General features: G+C 30.2%; 15 protein-coding genes and 1 other RNA gene. 11 read left to right on the top strand and 5 right to left on the bottom strand.

Annotated elements, in window-relative coordinates; genetic code table 11:
• The first annotated feature begins 67 nt into the window (after positions 1–67).
• The gene (locus Q0958_RS09235) at positions 68–1,222 is read left to right on the top strand and encodes a gliding motility-associated C-terminal domain-containing protein (RefSeq protein ID WP_299122247.1); all 1,155 of its coding nucleotides are present in this window, start codon (positions 68–70) and stop codon (positions 1,220–1,222) included.
• Positions 1,223–1,237: 15 nt separating this feature from the next.
• On the opposite strand, the gene Q0958_RS09230 is transcribed toward Q0958_RS09235, so the two are convergent.
• The gene (locus Q0958_RS09230) at positions 1,238–1,789 is read right to left on the bottom strand and encodes a DinB family protein (RefSeq protein ID WP_299122246.1); all 552 of its coding nucleotides are present in this window, start codon (positions 1,787–1,789) and stop codon (positions 1,238–1,240) included.
• 180 nt (positions 1,790–1,969) lie between these two features.
• On the opposite strand from Q0958_RS09230, the gene Q0958_RS09225 reads away from it, so the two are divergent.
• Positions 1,970–2,698, top strand: a complete 729-nt coding sequence (locus Q0958_RS09225) for a hypothetical protein (RefSeq protein ID WP_150900248.1) — start codon at positions 1,970–1,972, stop codon at positions 2,696–2,698.
• A 54-nt stretch (positions 2,699–2,752) separates the two neighbouring features.
• Here the strand turns inward: Q0958_RS09225 and rny are convergent, their stop codons facing one another.
• The 4 genes from rny to Q0958_RS09205 all read right to left on the bottom strand — a co-directional run bounded on the left by rny (position 2,753) and on the right by Q0958_RS09205 (position 5,121).
• Positions 2,753–4,318, bottom strand: coding sequence for a ribonuclease Y (rny, locus tag Q0958_RS09220; protein ID WP_299122241.1), 1,566 nt, complete (start codon positions 4,316–4,318; stop codon positions 2,753–2,755).
• A gap of 47 nt (positions 4,319–4,365) precedes the next feature.
• A non-coding RNA gene (ssrS, locus tag Q0958_RS09215) (6S RNA) lies at positions 4,366–4,472 on the bottom strand.
• A gap of 58 nt (positions 4,473–4,530) precedes the next feature.
• Entirely contained in the window at positions 4,531–4,818 is a 288-nt protein-coding gene (locus Q0958_RS09210; RefSeq protein ID WP_299122239.1) for a cell division protein ZapA, read from the bottom strand.
• A 12-nt stretch (positions 4,819–4,830) separates the two neighbouring features.
• Positions 4,831–5,121 (bottom strand): hypothetical protein, encoded by a 291-nt coding sequence (locus Q0958_RS09205; protein ID WP_299122237.1) that lies wholly within the window; start codon positions 5,119–5,121, stop codon positions 4,831–4,833.
• A gap of 147 nt (positions 5,122–5,268) precedes the next feature.
• On the opposite strand from Q0958_RS09205, the gene Q0958_RS09200 reads away from it, so the two are divergent.
• The 9 genes from Q0958_RS09200 (at position 5,269) to Q0958_RS09160 (ending at position 17,094) form a co-directional block, all read left to right on the top strand.
• Positions 5,269–6,969, top strand: a complete 1,701-nt coding sequence (locus Q0958_RS09200; protein ID WP_299122235.1) for a M23 family metallopeptidase — start codon at positions 5,269–5,271, stop codon at positions 6,967–6,969.
• A gap of 5 nt (positions 6,970–6,974) precedes the next feature.
• Complete coding sequence (locus Q0958_RS09195) at positions 6,975–9,419, top strand: carboxypeptidase-like regulatory domain-containing protein (protein WP_299122233.1); 2,445 nt, start codon at positions 6,975–6,977, stop codon at positions 9,417–9,419.
• A gap of 155 nt (positions 9,420–9,574) precedes the next feature.
• Positions 9,575–10,618, top strand: coding sequence for a hypothetical protein (locus tag Q0958_RS09190; protein WP_299122231.1), 1,044 nt, complete (start codon positions 9,575–9,577; stop codon positions 10,616–10,618).
• A gap of 148 nt (positions 10,619–10,766) precedes the next feature.
• On the top strand, positions 10,767–11,342 hold the full coding sequence (locus tag Q0958_RS09185; protein ID WP_299122230.1) for a hypothetical protein: 576 nt from the start codon (positions 10,767–10,769) through the stop codon (positions 11,340–11,342).
• A gap of 757 nt (positions 11,343–12,099) precedes the next feature.
• Complete coding sequence (locus Q0958_RS09180) at positions 12,100–12,513, top strand: membrane lipoprotein lipid attachment site-containing protein (protein ID WP_299122229.1); 414 nt, start codon at positions 12,100–12,102, stop codon at positions 12,511–12,513.
• Between the two features lie 190 nt (positions 12,514–12,703).
• Entirely contained in the window at positions 12,704–13,285 is a 582-nt protein-coding gene (locus tag Q0958_RS09175; RefSeq protein ID WP_299122228.1) for a TIGR00730 family Rossman fold protein, read from the top strand.
• A 79-nt stretch (positions 13,286–13,364) separates the two neighbouring features.
• Positions 13,365–14,402, top strand: coding sequence for an acetoacetate decarboxylase family protein (locus tag Q0958_RS09170; protein ID WP_299122227.1), 1,038 nt, complete (start codon positions 13,365–13,367; stop codon positions 14,400–14,402).
• A gap of 325 nt (positions 14,403–14,727) precedes the next feature.
• Complete coding sequence (locus tag Q0958_RS09165) at positions 14,728–15,240, top strand: hypothetical protein (RefSeq protein WP_299122224.1); 513 nt, start codon at positions 14,728–14,730, stop codon at positions 15,238–15,240.
• Between the two features lie 330 nt (positions 15,241–15,570).
• A complete protein-coding gene (locus tag Q0958_RS09160; RefSeq protein ID WP_299122222.1) occupies positions 15,571–17,094 on the top strand; it encodes a serine hydrolase domain-containing protein in 1,524 nt (507 codons plus the stop codon).
• The last annotated feature ends 26 nt before the right edge of the window (positions 17,095–17,120 follow it).

The following is a 17,120-nucleotide window of genomic DNA, read 5'->3' as shown; positions in this document are numbered from 1 at the left end:
GAAGCATCTTTGAAGTGTAAATACAAAGAAACATTTACATAACAATAACCATTTTAAATCAATAATTATGAAAACAATAACTAAAATAGCCGTATTATTATTTACATATTCTGTAGGTGCTCAAACTGCATTTCACAACTTTGGTAATGTAAAAATGCACACAAACGCTAGCGTTGGTTTTCATACTAATTTAACTAATGATGGTACTCTTGACAATAACAATGAAGGTTTAGCTGGTTTTTACAGCAATAATGAAACAATAACTGTTTCTGGAAGTAACAAAGCTACTTTTCAAAATGTAGAAATAGATGCTACTAATAATGTAGAACTTAAAAACTCTTTAGGAGTAACTAATGAATTAAGCTTTATAAATGGAAAGGTTGTTACTCCAAAATCAAATGCTAATGTTTCTTTAGATTTTATTCAACATGATTTTTATGCTGGTGAAGATGATAACAGACATGTTGATGGATATGCTGCTGTTTCTGGAACTGAAGAATTTGTTTTTCCTATTGGAGCTGACAACAAATTAAGACCAATGATTGTTCCTGCTCAAAACCAAAACACTACTTTTAAAGGAGCTTATTTTAATGAAGACCCTAATTCATCAACTACTTTAAGTCAAACTTTTGTTACAAATCAAAAGCAAGCTTTTATAGAAAACATTAGTCAATTAGAATTTTGGAACTTAAAAGGAACTAACAAAACAACAGTTACATTAACTTGGGATAGTCAAAGTGATATTACAGCTATAACTAATAACGTAGAAGAATTAAAAGTTGTTGGGTGGAGCAAAACTGAAAACAAATGGATGGACCTTGGAAGTAGTGATGTATCAGGTAACTTAACTTCTGGTCAGGTAACTTCTAACGAGTTTATCCCTAATGATTATGAAATCATTACTATAGGTGCTGGAGTTACTGATGGTAAGTTAGATGATGTAAACATCATATTCACTCCTAATGGAGATAGCACTAACGAAACTTTAGTATTCGAAGGATTAGAGCAGTATAACAAAAGCGAATTAGAAGTTTACAACAGATGGGGAAATCTAGTTTACAAAACAACTGATTATAAAAACGATTGGAATGGAAAGTCTTCTGGAAGAGCTACAGTAAATACTAACGATGATTTACCAGTTGGAACTTACTTCTACACTTTAAAGTTTGGTAACGATACATTAAGTAAAACACAAAAAGGATGGGTATACATCCAAAGATAAAAACAAATTCAACACTTAAGAGACAGCTCTCTTAGGTGTTGTTGGATTATAACCAAAATCAGGATCTGGTAGTTCTATATCTAATTGATTAATAATAAAACCAATACTTGCAAAATGATGTATTGCATGACTATGAGCTTGAGCCAAAGCACTCGCTAAAGTATAATTAGTAGTTACTTTACCAGTTCCCAAATCATCAGTAACAGAAATAATTTTATTGAAATCATCAGGATTCAAAGAATGCAATTGGCAAATTACACTATTAAAGTATTCAATACCTGCCGCTGTTTTTTCTTCCGCTAATTGATTACGCTCTCTATTAGAAAAATCAACACAATTTGTATCTAAACCACTAAAAATGCACGCAAAAACATCTAAAATATGACGCATGTTTGCTCCTATACTTGAATAATAAGGAGGAACATTCTTATCACTATATTGTTCATCGGTAATAGAATTTAATAACTTAACTCCTCTTTGTAAGTTTTTCTCAATTGCATCAATCATTGGTAAATCTAAATTTTTCAAGTGTGTCGTATAAATATAGAGCTTTTTACAAGTACTCATAAAATATTTTTGTAAAATTTATCAAACAACTCATTATCAAATAAATAAAAACACATTTCTTCTCTTAAAAAGTCACGATAACTTGTTTCTTCATTTTTTTGGCACGCTCTTTGAAAATTACACTTCAAACGCGGAAGCCGAAAAGCGAACAGAGTAAGCATAACCCTAAAATTAGCAATTATGAGAACAGGGATACTTTTTTTATTAGCAATCATGTCATTAGCAACAGTAAACGCTAATAACACAAACAAATCAACTAGCAAAATTGGGGTTACAAATCGCTATGACGATGTAGTTACCTTCGTAGAAAGAGGGGTACAATTTCATGTATTTTTAAATGGTGATTTTGACTTTAACACTCACTATAAAAACACGAGATATGTAGACTATTATGGTAGACGTACTAGAGTAAACCGTGGTGTTAGAATTGAACGTGACTTCAAAGGTAGAGTAAGACGTGTAGGTAATACTTTTATAAACTATGATAGCAGAGGAAATGTAAAACGAATTGGTAGTGTTTATATAAGGTATCGTTTTGGACAATTATCTAAAGTAGGTAATTTAACAATTAGATACGATCGTTGGGGAAATCCAAGATTTTATGGAAATGTAAAATTCGATGAGTACTGTGGAGATGACGTATATTATAACGACAACATAGATATTGATATTAATATCGGAGGTGTTTTTGATTACGATGATGTATATTTCTATAAGAGAAATTTTAGAAGAAACTACCGTCAATTTAAAGAAGATAATGACTTCTATTATTACAGAGCAGTACCAAATGCAAAAATTGGTAAGAGAAGTAGAATTATTAAAAGACGTAAGCAAAGGAGAAATCACAATGACGATTTATACTTCAAAGCAACTCCAGAACAAAAAGGAAAATCAAGAAGAAATAGATAATAAAAAAAAGCCTCATCAAATGATGAGGCTTTTTTTTATTGATTAAGCTATTAATTATTTAGCTACATTAACAGCTCTTGTTTCTCGTATTACAGTTACTTTAACTTGCCCTGGATACGTCATATCATTTTGAATTTTTTGTGAAATATTAAATGATAACTCAGCAGCTTTAGCATCATTTACTTTAGCACTCTCAACCATAACTCTTAATTCACGTCCAGCTTGAATTGCATAAGCTTTTTGAACTCCATTAAATCCAAAAGCAATGTCTTCTAAATCTTTTAAACGTTGAATATAAGAATCTAATACTTGTCTACGAGCACCTGGTCTAGCTCCAGAAATAGCATCACATACTTGTACTATTGGCGATAATAAACTCTTCATTTCAATTTCATCGTGGTGTGCTCCAATTGCGTTACATACATCTGGTTTTTCACCATATTTCTCAGCCCATTGCATTCCTAATAATGCGTGAGGTAATTCACTTTCAGTTTCAGGAACTTTACCTATATCGTGCAATAAACCAGCTCTTTTAGCTGCTTTAGCATTCAATCCCATCTCAGCAGCCATAATACCACAAAGGTTAGCTACTTCACGAGAGTGTTGTAATAAATTTTGCCCATAAGAAGAACGATATTTCATACGTCCTACAGTTTTAATTAACTCAGGATGTAACCCATGAATTCCTAAATCAATAACAGTACGTTTACCTACTTCTATGATTTCTTGACCAATTTGCTTCTCGGTCTTCTTTACAATTTCTTCGATTCTTGCTGGGTGAATTCTTCCGTCAGTTACCAATTTATGCATTGATAAACGAGCAATTTCTCTACGAACTGGATCAAAACAAGATAAGATAATTGCTTCAGGTGTATCATCAACAATAATTTCAACTCCAGTAGCAGCTTCTAAGGCACGTATGTTACGTCCTTCTCTACCAATGATTCGCCCCTTAACATCATCAGATTCTAAATTAAATACAGACACACAGTTTTCTACAGCCTGCTCTACTCCTACTCTTTGAATAGTATTTAAAACAACTTTTCTAGCTTCTTGTTGAGCTGTCATTTTTGCCTCTTCTACAGTGTCTTGTACAAAAGACATTGCATCAGCTTTAGCTTCATCTTTTAACGAAGCTACTAATTCTGTTTTAGCGTCTTCAGCAGATAAACCTGAGATTTGCTCTAGCATTTCTACATGGCGCTTATGAAGCTTATCTAATTCAGTTTCCTTTTTATCTAAAAAGTCTAATTTATAATCTAAATCCCCTGCTTTTTTCTCAAGTGATTTATTTAATTTTTTATTCTTATCTAATTCTGAAGAAACTTGACTTTCTTTATCTCTTATTCTCTTTTCTACGTCAGAAACTTTCTTTTCTCTTGATAAAATTACCTTTTCGTGTTCAGATTTTAATTCTATAAACTTTTCTTTGGCTTGTAATATTTTATCTTTTTTTATTGCATCTGCTTCTACTCTTGCTTCTTTTACAATATTCTTAGCCTCTTTTTTTGTCTCTTGAATTAATTTATTAGCGTTAGATTTCTCTAACATTTTAGCAATAAAGAATCCTATTGCTACCCCTATAATCCCTGCTAATACAGGGAATAATATTCCTTCCATAATTTTGATTTGATTGTATAAAAAAACCTACATTAATAGGGTTTTATAAACTCCAAAAAACAAGTTTAGGACTAACTGGCTTATCAAGGATCCGAGTAAAATCGGCATGCTTTACGAACCAAGACTCATCCTTTCTAAATAAATAGTGTTGAGTTTAACAAACAATGTACTAATGTAGGCAGTAATATTAAATTTATGTATTTTAAAGAACGTTATAAATGATTTTCTAACAACTTAGTCAATTCATTTATTTTATGTAATACTTCGGTATTTTCTTTAGTATTTGTTAATGATACTATTTCTGCTTTAGACGCATACTGCAATGCACACATTGCTAATACATCTTGTTTATCTGCTACCGCATAATTTTGTTCAAACTTGGCAATCAATTCATTAATATCTTTTGCAGCTTTACGCATTCCTTCCTCTTCATTTGTGTCTTTCACACTCAACGGATACGTTCTACCAGCAATTACTACATTAACTTTTATTTTTGCCATGTAAAGAACTTTTTATGAATTCAAAAGAGTAATACATTTATCAATCTCTCGAACTAAAGCATTTATTTTGAGTTTTGTTTCTCTCGTGTTTTCGTTACTACCTTCTATAGTTTTTGCAACTTTAAGCAATTTATATTCTTCATCCCTTGCTTTTAATTGTTGCTCTTTCTCTTCTAATAAAATATGTAACTTGGCATTATTTTGAAGCAGTACCTGATTTTCTTCTTTTAAAAATTCATAATTGGAAAGTAGTTTTTTCAACTTATCTTCCAGTAAATGAACTGCTTCTAAAGGGTTACTCATTTAATTTTTAGAATAAAACTATATCTACAAAGTTATTAATATAGATTTTAAATCGCAACTCTTTTGCTATATTTTACTAAAACACTAGTAATTAAACGTCTAACTCTTTGATATTATTTTAGTATTTTTGTTTAAAACTGTTATCATTTGAAATTTATTTTCTCTTTCTTTTTAAGCTTCGTTTTTTGTTTTAGCTACGCACAAAAACAATATCCAAAAAACTATTTTTCAGCACCTTTAAAAATTCCTATTGTACTTGCGGGTACTTTTGGTGAATTAAGAAGTAATCACTTTCATGCTGGAATTGATATTAAAACTCAAGGCAAACAAGGAATTCCAATATATGCTCCTGCCGATGGATATGTATCTCGTATCAAAGTAAAGCAATATGGTTATGGTAAAGCTCTATATGTAAAACACCCAAATGGTTATACTACTGTATATGGGCATCTTAAAAAATATGCACCAAAAATTCAGAAGTATGTAAAAGCTATACAGTACAAAAAAGAAAACTATAACACAGGAAACCTTTTTCCTAAACCAGAAAAATTCCCTGTAAAAAAAGGAGATATTATAGGTTATACAGGTGATACAGGAAGTTCTGGAGGACCTCATTTACATTATGAAATAAGAAATACAGAAACCGAGCACATTATCAATCCAATGCATTTTGGTTTAACTGTGGCTGACGATAAAAGTCCAAGTATAAAAAAATTAATCGCCTATCCACTTAATGATAATTCTCGTATTAATAATTCATCATTAAAAACTCTCATATCCTTTAAAAGCATAGGAGATAATAAATTTATAAGTGAAAGTATTAGTGCCAGCGGTGTAATTGGTTTTGGAATTAGTGTTTTTGACAGATTAAATGGTGCCTTAAATAAAAACGGTATTTATAGTTTAGAAATGAAAGTAAATGGTAGTAGAGTTTATTATCACGATGTTGAAACTTTTTCTTTTGCTGAAAGTAAATACATCAACTTATTAATTGATTATGAACATTACAAAACCTATAAGAACAGAGTTCAAAAAACTCATAAAGTAGATGCCAACAGATTAAACCTTTATGAAGACTTAGTAAACAATGGGAAAATAAATATTGAAAACGGAGCTAGTTACAATATTGAGATTATTGCCAAAGACTTTAAAAACAATACTTCTTCATTAACTATTCCTGTGAAAGGAGTAGAAAGTAATTTAGTTTTCAAGCGAAAAGATACTACTAATTACAAAGTAATAGCCAAAGACTTCAATAAGTTTACGCATAAAAACATAACTATAGCTTTTCCTAAAAACACATTCTATGAAGATTGCTTTATTGATTTTTCTTTAGACAATGGAATTGCTAAAATTCATAACCCAACCATTCCTCTTGACAAAAGATATACATTAACCTTTGGAACATCATTCTTAAATGAAGAACAAAAGCAACATGTATATATTGCAAATGTTACCAATACAAAATATCCAAGATACGTTTCAACTAGAAAAAGAATTGATAAAGTATTTACCACCACCAAAGTATTAGGGGACTATACATTATTATTCGATAAGGAAAAACCAAGCATTCAATCTTATAATTTTAAAAATGGACAATGGATTTCTAAAAACAAAACATTAAAATTAAGAATAAAAGATCGCAAATCTGGAATAAAAAATTATCGTGCAACCATAGATGGTAAGTGGGTTTTAATGGAGTATAATCATAAAAAAGGCATCCTTACCTACGATTTTTCCGATAAAAAGTTGGTAGGTAGCAAACATCTTTTTAAACTTGTAGTATCTGATAATGTGGGAAATACTAAAACTTTTTCTGCTACATTTTTCAAAAAAAATAAATTATAAAACCCTTGAGAAAACTACTTTTATTACTACTGTTCCCTTCATTAGTTTTTGCACAAAAAACAGTGATTGTAAAAGGAAAAATTACTAACAAATATAACGCCCCTATTGAAGGAGTAGCAATTTCCTACTTATCAAAAGGTACAACTACAAAAGCTGATGGTACTTATCAATTTACCATTCCTATGCGAAAAACGGTTGCGGTAACTTTTAGTCATGTATCGTATAAATCAGTTGTAAAAAAGTTTACCTCAAGAGGCAGAAAAGTTTTTAACTACTCTCCTACTTTAAATTTCAAATCTCAAGAATTAGAAGAAGTAGTTGTTAAGAATCTAAAAAAAGAAGCTCAAGGAATTACTAAAATCAAAGCTAAAAAAGCTACTACCATATTAGGAGCCAATGCTGGAGTAGAAAATATTCTAATGACGCTTCCTGGAGTTAGCAATAATAATGAACTAAGTACCCAATACAATGTTCGTGGAGGAAACTTTGACGAAAACCTAGTATATGTAAATGGGATTGAAGTATATCGTCCTTTTTTAATTCGTTCAGGGCAACAAGAAGGATTGAGTTTTATAAATCCCCATTTAGTACAAAATATTAATTTTTCGGCAGGAGGTTTTCAAGCAAAGTATGGCGATAGGCTTTCTTCTGTTTTAGACATTACCTACAGAAAACCTAAAGATTTTGCTGCCAAATTAGACTTAAGTTTATTGGGAGGAAGTTTTTCTATTGAAGATACTTTTTTAAATAATAAATTAAGTGCAATTGTGGGTGTTCGTTATCGAGACAACAGCTTATTTGTAAATAGTAAACAGGTAGAAGTTAATTTTAGACCTCGTTTTACAGATGTGCAAACTTTTTTATCGTACAAAGCTACAGATAAACTTACCTTAAATTTATTAAGTAACTTTTCACTAAACGATTATAACTACAAACCTTTAACGAGAAAAACTCGTTTTGGTACTCTTGCCAATCCTTTAGAGTTAATTGTATTTTACCAAGGACAAGAAATCGATCAGTTTAAAACACTTTTCGGGGCTTTTTCTGCGGAATATCAAGCTAACGAAAATCTAAAAATTACAGGAACAGTTTCTTCATTTAACACCCAAGAAGAAGAACATTTTGATATTGCTGCTTCCTATAATTTAGGGCAAGTTGACAGTAATATAGGTTCAGAAAATTTTGGAGAAGTACAATTTTCTCAAGGAATAGGATCGCAAATTAATCATGCTCGTAACGATTTAGATGCCTTAATCAGTAATGTTCAACTTAGAGCAACACTAAAAGATGGAAAAAATGAATGGAGAGCGGGAATAAAATATCAAACAGAAAATATTAAAGATCGTATACGTGAATGGGAAGTAATCGACTCGTTAGGGTTTTCGGTACGTCCACCTCATCATACAGGAAATAATCAACCCTATCAACCATTTACTGGACCTATAGAACCTTTTAGAAATGTTAGAGCTGAAAATGAAGTAGATATTAATCGTTTTTCTGGATTTATTCAATTTAGTAGAAAAACAAATTGGGGAGATCATCAAATTTGGATGAATATTGGTGTAAGAGGACAAACTTGGAAAGTAAAAACAGCTACAAGTAGTAGTAATAACCAATTTATTTTTAGCCCAAGAGCGCAATTTGCTATAAAACCAGACTGGGAAAAAGACATGCTTTTTAGAATTTCAGGAGGATGGTATTCTCAACCTCCATTTTATAAAGAACTCCGTGGTTACGATGGACAAATAAATCCGAATGTAAAAGCTCAAAAGTCGATTCACCTTGTTGCGGGTAATGACTATAGTTTTACACTATGGGAACGTCCATTTAAACTAACTACAGAATTATATTATAAAGACTTATCTGATGTTAATGCTTATTCTGTAGACAATGTTCGTATACGCTATCGTGCCGATAATGTTACTAATGCCTATGCTTATGGTTTAGACATACGCTTAAATGGTGAATTTGTTCCTGGTAATGATAGCTGGGTAAGTTTTGGGTATTTAAAAACAGAAGAGAACATTAATAATAGAGGTTATATTGCAAGACCTACCGACCAACGTTTAAAATTTGGTGCTTTATTTCAAGATTATGTACCAAATTTACCAGATTTAAAAGCGCATTTAAATATTGTTTACAATACAGGGTTACCTGGTGGAGCTCCTGCCTATGCTGATGTTTATCAATATCAAACTAGATTAGACGATTATAAACGTGCAGATGTTGGTATTTCTTATGTATTTGCTGATGCTAATAAACAACACAAAACTGGTTTTTTAAAGAACTTTAAAGAGTTAACTACTGGTTTGGAGCTATTTAATGTATTTGATATACGTAATTCAATTACCAATACATGGGTTAGAGATGCTTATAGTAAAGCACAATATGGAATACCAAATTTTATGACTGGTAGAGTTTTGAATTTTAGAGTAGGAATGCAGTTTTAAAATTCTTCTATAGGCTCATATAAAAAGCGGTATAACTCAAAAAACACCTTATACACACTACGACACAGTTTCGCTACTCTCTTACTAGAAAATGGTACAGATATAAGAAACAAAGTTGCGCGTAAAACAAGTTAGCAAATATTAAAAACGACAATTTGAAACAAAATCTTCTTACAATATTAACCTTACTAATCTGTTCGAGTTCTTTCGGACAGTTTGCTTTCAATAACATTGAATTTAAGCTAAAAGAACCACCTGAATCAGCTTACCGAATTATACAAACTGAAAAAGGACAATTAAAGAAAATCCTTGAATTTAACTCTGAAAACAAAATCATATTTGACTACCGAGAAACCGAAATCCCACCTTTTTTCAAATGGAAAGAACCTCATAGGTTTATTTACGCAAATGAATATGGAAAAGATGGTAGAATTGTAAAACGGTATGACTTTAATTCAAATGTTGGTTTGTCAATTTACACTTATGAATACGGACAAAACCCCTTAACAAAAACATTATTTACTCAAGAATATCCAGAAACAAAGGATTTCAAACAGAACACAAATGCTTATGCTTATATTTCAAAGTTTAAGGATTTTAAACAATTAAAGAATTCCAAAGAAGTTGAAAAAATCATTTTATCATCTAAACTGAAAGGTTACACAGAAATCCTCAATTCTAAAAACAAACCAATTGAGAAAAAAGAATATAGTAGAATGTATCGTGATACAATTGTGACTTCTTTTCAATACAATTCAAATGGAGATGAAAATTTCAAGAAAGTTGTAGGAATCAGTAATAATGAAACCAAAAGAGAAATAAATAACACTTTCGGACAAGACTCTGAAACTACGGAAATAAAGAATTTCAGAGATGGACAAGTAACTTCGGTTTATCGATTTGCTAATTCAAAAAATCAAGATAAGAACACAAAGACAGAATTTTCAGAAAGAAGAGGTATTTTGAATATTCGTCATTATGAATATGACAAAGACGATTACTTGATTAAAGTTTCAGTGTACGAGACTGAATACAATGGAAATCTGATTGTGCCAATTACATCAGACTTGCAAAAAACATCTGAAATGGTTTACGAATACAATAAAAATGGACTTCTTGAAAAGGAAAAAATGACAAATTACAAAAAGAACAAGAAGGACATCCGAAAGTATAAATATCGAATTGAAATAATTGAATAAATAACATTTGCTAACAATGCTATAGGTAATTGGAGGAAAGTGATAAAAAGAAAGTATAAACATAAAACTAAGGTCAAAGCTAAATCGAAAAGTTAGTGTGTAAAAACCCAAACTGCCTATAGCCGATACCGTTTGACCCAAACTGAGAATGAAGTACCTAATAATAATAATTCTTTGCTTATCGATACAATCCTGTGACCAAGATTGTGAAAATGTTTATTTTACTGAAAATGACAAAACTTGGTTCTCTAATTACAATATTGGAGATAAACTAATTTTTAAATCTCAAAAGAATGATTTGGATACTATTTTCATAACTAATAAAGTATTGAAAGAACCAAAAGGGAATTGTAAAACCTTCGTTTCTGGTGGATTTGATAGAGAGTTTGCTAGAATTGACTATAAAATAAAAAAAGACTCTCTGAAAACAATTGAGGACTATTTTATTCAAATTAATGCAAATGAGAAAAAGAAAGATGCAAGCCCTGTAATTCGTTTATTAAATTTAGAGTTTAGTAGTTTTAATAATATTCTTCCCAAAACAAAACAGTCTGAATTAAAAACTGAATGGAAAAATGTTTACACGTTTAACAAAGATAATTGCCCATATTCAAATCTAAATGGGAAATTTGGACTAACGGAATTTGAATGGGATAAAGATTATGGACTTGTATCATATACAAATGACAAAGGAGAAAAATGGGCTTTAATTAAAAAAGAATAAAAACGTGCTACAACAATGTAAAACCACAATTACAGAGTAGATTCGGACATAGTGGAATCTACTCTGTAATTGCAAAAAGCTGTGCTAAATCGAAAATTAACGCATATTAATCCGTAACTGACGATTATACGAGACCGTTGTAGTCAATTGCACATGATTCATTACTCTGAAAATTACTCACACCAAACAAAATAAACTTATGACGGAAATTCTCGCAACCCAAAACGAAGAAAAACCACAAAAGAACAAAAAGAAATTAGTCTTATCTATTGGAATAACAATTCTGAATATAGTACTTTATATCGTTGCTGGAAACACAAATATTAAATATACTGGAAATACGGAAGGTCCTTCCTTAACATCACAATTGATTAATTTTTATGTCGGATTTATTTTTATAAGTGTAATTCTAGGATTAATAATTGCTTTTATACCAAACAAAAAACTGAAATATTTAGAAAGGTTAATCCGTTCTACTTTAACTATATATTTTCTCCTGAATACTCTTCTATTAATTTTGACAATTAGAAGTGTAATTTTATTTTCATTTTGACATTTATGACAAATTTAAAACTTACTACAACACGTTTATAATTAATTGCTCTTCTATTCTGAAAATCCTCACGAATTTTCAGTATGATATATACTTGGAAAGTTGAGTACCAGCAACACAAGCACCTATATACAAGACCATTAATAAACATTTGACGCAACCAAATGGGAATAATTTCATCTATTAAATAAAAATACTTTAATCATGAAAAAATTTATATTTTTAATAACGACAATAGTAGTGCTTACAAGTTGCTCTAATAACGATGATATTTCTAACCAAATAGCTGGAAAGTGGAGATTAGTTGAAGCTAAGTTTTATGGACTGGAAAGTGGAAATTCATCTGAGAGCTCGATTGATTATTCAAAAGATAATATTATTTATAGCTTTCAATCAAGCGGAAATCTTGTTGTATTTGGAAGTGGAGAAAACGCTGGATATCCAAATGGCGAATATGAATATTTTTTCGGTAAAGACCATTTAGGTGGAGGCAATGATCCTGAAATTCTTTTGGTTAAAATTAATAAATCCAAATGGACCTATGATTTAACAAATGGCAAAATGACATTAGGAAAATCTTATGTTGACGGACCTGATTTAGTATTTGAGAGAAAATAAAAAATTATTTGGCAACATTATATAATTTATTGCTAATTATAACCTATTTCTGAAAATCCTCACGGACTTTCTATTGGGTATATTTACTAAATTAGGAATTGTTCAAATCAGTGTCAAACAAATCTACGCATATTAACAGCTAGAATTTATACGAGACTGTTACACATCATATAAAAAAATAAATACTAGAATGAAAAGAATTACAATTTTTTGCGGTTCAAGTTTTGGGACTGATAATAATTTTGAACTTCAAGCAAAAGAACTTGGAAAAAAACTAGCTCTTGAAAATATTGAATTGGTATATGGAGGAGCTAATGTTGGATTAATGGGAGCTGTAGCCAATGGAGCACTTTCAAACTCAGGAAAAGTAATAGGAGTTTTACCTACTTTTCTTAAATCAAAAGAAATAGCTCATACTGGATTAACTGAATTAATCTTAGTCGATTCCATGCACGAGAGAAAAACCAAGATGAATGAGCTTTGCGATGGTGTTATAGCTTTACCTGGAGGCTTTGGAACCATGGAAGAGCTTTTTGAAATGTTGACGTGGGGACAATTAGGACTGCATAAAAAACCTATTGGAATTCTTAATATTAATGGATTTTACAATAGCCTTATCACTTTCTTAGATCATATGGTTGTAATGGGACTTTTAAAAGAAAGAAATAGAAAAATGGTTTTAATTAGTAAAAATATTGATGAACTACTTACTAAAATGAAAACTTATCAAGCGCCAACCTCTGGTAAATGGATTACGAAAGAAACTACTTAAATTTCTATAAATAATATTTTAGTCATTTAAACCATTTAAAAGTTTTAAAGTCTATTAGAATAGAATAAAACTTTTAGATATGAACAAATTAAATTTAACATTACTATTTCTTATCAGTATTGTTTTTCTTTCTTGTAATGAGAACGATAATTCCCCTGAATCAATTGTAATAGCCAATTTTGAAACTGAAATACTATTAGGCGAAAATCAAGCGATTGTAGCTCTTACTAATTTATCTCAAAATGCAACTACCTACAAATGGTCATCATCCGATGGGGTAATTGAAAATACAACAGACGATAATACTTCAATTTATTTTACAGAGAATGGCACCTATCAAATTACATTAGAAGCATCTAATGGCATAAGTTCAAACACTAAAACAATTGATATTACTATTGATAATATTACTAATAACGGATATACCCCCTATCGTTATCTCGAAAACGATGGCATCTTTATGTATTATGAAACTGACAATGTAGAAGTATACAAAAGCTTAATCCCTGATGAATTTAATATGCCAAGTCGTATGATAGTCTTTGCTTTCTTTAATGACTTTTATAAGTTAGATTTCGGGGCAACACCATATAAAGAAAATGCAATATCAATACTTGTTGAATATCAAGGTGAAGAATTTTTCCACTGTGTATATATGCCTGTAACCGATGAGCATTCAATGAGAGCTGGTATTATTGGACTAGGCTTACCTAAAACAATGGGAAATATTAATTTTTTCAGAAACACTCCTGTATATGATGGATCTGCAGAAAATCAATTAGAAGGTACAATGAATATGAGTATCAATACTGAAAATTATTACATAAATAACGATGTTAAGCAGGAAATGATTAATCTACAATTATTAAAATCTCTGCAAATTAGAAATGGAAAAGTAATAGTAATTGGAAACACAGGTGGTAATGAAAATAGTGTAATTCAAACCGCTAATCAATATCCGAATTTGATAACATTAAAATTCGGTAAACCATCAATTACAACCAATACCGATGCTATTTCATTTAACCATCCTTTAGATTTAAAACCATCTCGTATAATTGGTGGCTTCTATCTTAAAAATACAATTCCTTTTGGGTTAACAGGAAATGCTTTTTAAGGTTTTAATAAAATACTGTGGGCAATATGTTATATTCCAATGATAATTCTATTTCATTCTAGAATACAATTATTGCCCATAACTCATGAAAATTGCTCTCTCTTAAGTGAGCAATTTTCCTATGTAACTAGGATTACAAAAATGTTCTAGTATGATAAATTGTTATGAATTAAAAAAACTTTTGAGGAATTATAATATTCTCTTTCTTTATATTGCGTATCATAAAAATTGAAAAAGATAAACGGAACTTGTTTTATTGAAAGTTCTGCATATAATCAAGTTAGAAATAATTATGAAAATAAAATCTCTACAGATCCTAATATTTTTGCCCCCTATTCTTTTATTTTCTCAAGTACATTTTGATAATTATGTTGAATGTGTTTACAATAAAGAATCAGTTAAGCCATTAATTATTTATGAATCTAGAAACGGTAAAGAAATTTTACGCTTAAAAAAAGGAGAGGAAAATTGTTATTATAAATTAGTTATAAAAAAAACAAAAAAAGGATGGGCTAAAATTTATAAACTAATAGGAGCTCCAAATTGTTCAGAAGATACTAAAATCAGAGAAAACAATGATTACAAAAACTTTTGGGTTAAACTTGATAATTTTGAAATGTATTCATTTTTTGCACCTAGAGGAAAAACATATATAAGTTTTTTAGAAAAACCAGACTTTAATTCTCGAAAAGTAATTACAATTGACAAATACACAAAATATCAATTAGTTGAGACAAAAGGACTATGGGCTAGAGTAAAGTTTGAATTCAAAGGACAAAACTATATTGGTTGGATTCACAAAAAAGACCAATGTTCTAGTCTTTGGACAGCATGCTAATAAATATTATTACTAACAAGAGCTATAATTAATACAGGTTTTGTTATTTAATCCAAATTAAGTGTATTTTAATGAAGTCCGCCAGATCTTTTGATTTGGTTTTAAAACAAAATAAAAAGTTTTGGTTAATTGATTAATCGAAAATTCATTGCTTTTAATCCCTTTACAAACCATAGCCGAGACCGTTACCTTACATTATTTATGAAAAATTGAAAGTTCACTAATTGAACACAAAAAAGTAATCACTTTATTGATTGTTTAAATTAAAAAGTTTTTAATCTTTACAAAAAATAATTTGCGCTCTAATTAAAACATTTAAATAAAACACCTATGAAAATAACAATAACCTTACTCTTATCCACAATCTTATTCTTTTCTTGTACAAAGACAAAGAAAACCAACTATTCTGAATTCAATAAAGCATATACTAATTTCATAGAATTAGTTACAAATGAATATGGAGCGAAGTACGGAATGGCTATATCGGTCGTAAAAGACGATCGTATCATATTTGAGAAATATCTCGGAATGGCTGATGTGGATAAAAACATAAAAGTTAGTAAGAATACTCTTTTTTATATTGCTTCAGTTACAAAATCATTCACAGCAATGGCTGCTTTAATTCTTGAATCTAAAGGTAAACTTGATTTTGATAAATCATTAGCTGAATTATTACCTGAAATTAATTTTGCTCCAGAGCTTAAAGCTGATAGTATTAAAATTGAACACTTAATTACGCATACATCGGGAATAGAAAATAACCCATTAAGGAATATAAAAGCTTATTCAGGCTCATATGACAAAAATAAATTACAAACTATAGTGGAGAAATTCACTGTAGTTAACAAAGATGCTCCTTTTGGTAAATTTGAATATACCAATACAGGGTACATCATCTTAGGAATGATTATAGAAAAAGAATTGGGAGCTGATTGGAAATCTTTAGTTCAGCAAGAAGTATTACACCCTTTAAAAATGAAGCATACGACTACCCGAATGTCTAAGGCTATTGAGCAAGGTTTCGAAATTGCAAAACCACATACACAGAATAATGATGAAAATAAATTAGTCCGTCTTTTTTTAGAAAAAAAGGATAATACAATGCATGCAGCTGGGGGTATGTTATCAACTGCTGAAGATATGGCTAGATATATGATCGTAGCATTAAACAATGGTAAAATTGATGGAAAACAAGTAATTGACTCAAATTTAGTTAAGAATAGCCAGTTAAAACATGCTAAGCAGAATAGAATGTGGTATGATCTTAAACGATTCGGTTATGGTTACGGTTGGAACATCGCAACAACTCCGTTAGGAGACACACTAGTGCACCATTTTGGCAGTTTTACGGGTATGCATCCTCAATTCTCATTCGTGCGAGAAACCGGAGTAGGTGTTGTTATAATGGCAAATGAAGGAAAAATTAGTTATGATCTTAATATGCTCCTTAGTGGCTATGTTTTTGATTATTTCTCTAAACGAGAAAACCTCGATACTCACTATAAAGAGAAACTAAAAGAGTATCACGAAAACTACATTAAAAAGAGAAAGTCAGATACTGAATATATGATTAAAATGGCGAAAAGACCTTGGAAACTTGAACTGCCTTTTTCTTTATATGCTGGAACTTATACAAGTGATTTATTTGGTACACTAGTAGTAAAAGAAGTTGGAGAAAATAAATTGATAGTTACAATTGGAAACCTTAAATCTGATATAGCAACACCACACAGAACTAATGCTATTAGAGTTGTTATGGGTGAGGATGGTTCAGTAGTCCAATTTGGAATAAACAATGGTAAGGTAGAAAAAGCTATCTGGAAAGGACTAATATTTACCAAAATGATACATTAAAACAACAAAAAGGTAAAATCGTATAA

The organism is uncultured Tenacibaculum sp., assembly GCF_947499065.1.
GTDB lineage: Bacteria > Bacteroidota > Bacteroidia > Flavobacteriales > Flavobacteriaceae > Polaribacter.
This window is presented reverse-complemented; position numbering and strand designations above follow the sequence as displayed.

What these genes read in the sequence shown, in the direction of transcription:
- Q0958_RS09235 (WP_299122247.1), top strand. Translation starts at nt 68, where the DNA reads ATGAAAACAATAACTAAAATAGCCGTATTATTATTTACATATTCTGTA.
- Q0958_RS09230 (WP_299122246.1), bottom strand. Translation starts at nt 1,789, where the DNA reads ATGAGTACTTGTAAAAAGCTCTATATTTATACGACACACTTGAAAAAT.
- Q0958_RS09225 (WP_150900248.1), top strand. Translation starts at nt 1,970, where the DNA reads ATGAGAACAGGGATACTTTTTTTATTAGCAATCATGTCATTAGCAACA.
- rny (WP_299122241.1), bottom strand. Translation starts at nt 4,318, where the DNA reads ATGGAAGGAATATTATTCCCTGTATTAGCAGGGATTATAGGGGTAGCA.
- Q0958_RS09210 (WP_299122239.1), bottom strand. Translation starts at nt 4,818, where the DNA reads ATGGCAAAAATAAAAGTTAATGTAGTAATTGCTGGTAGAACGTATCCG.
- Q0958_RS09205 (WP_299122237.1), bottom strand. Translation starts at nt 5,121, where the DNA reads ATGAGTAACCCTTTAGAAGCAGTTCATTTACTGGAAGATAAGTTGAAA.
- Q0958_RS09185 (WP_299122230.1), top strand. Translation starts at nt 10,767, where the DNA reads ATGAAGTACCTAATAATAATAATTCTTTGCTTATCGATACAATCCTGT.
- Q0958_RS09180 (WP_299122229.1), top strand. Translation starts at nt 12,100, where the DNA reads ATGAAAAAATTTATATTTTTAATAACGACAATAGTAGTGCTTACAAGT.
- Q0958_RS09175 (WP_299122228.1), top strand. Translation starts at nt 12,704, where the DNA reads ATGAAAAGAATTACAATTTTTTGCGGTTCAAGTTTTGGGACTGATAAT.
- Q0958_RS09170 (WP_299122227.1), top strand. Translation starts at nt 13,365, where the DNA reads ATGAACAAATTAAATTTAACATTACTATTTCTTATCAGTATTGTTTTT.
- Q0958_RS09160 (WP_299122222.1), top strand. Translation starts at nt 15,571, where the DNA reads ATGAAAATAACAATAACCTTACTCTTATCCACAATCTTATTCTTTTCT.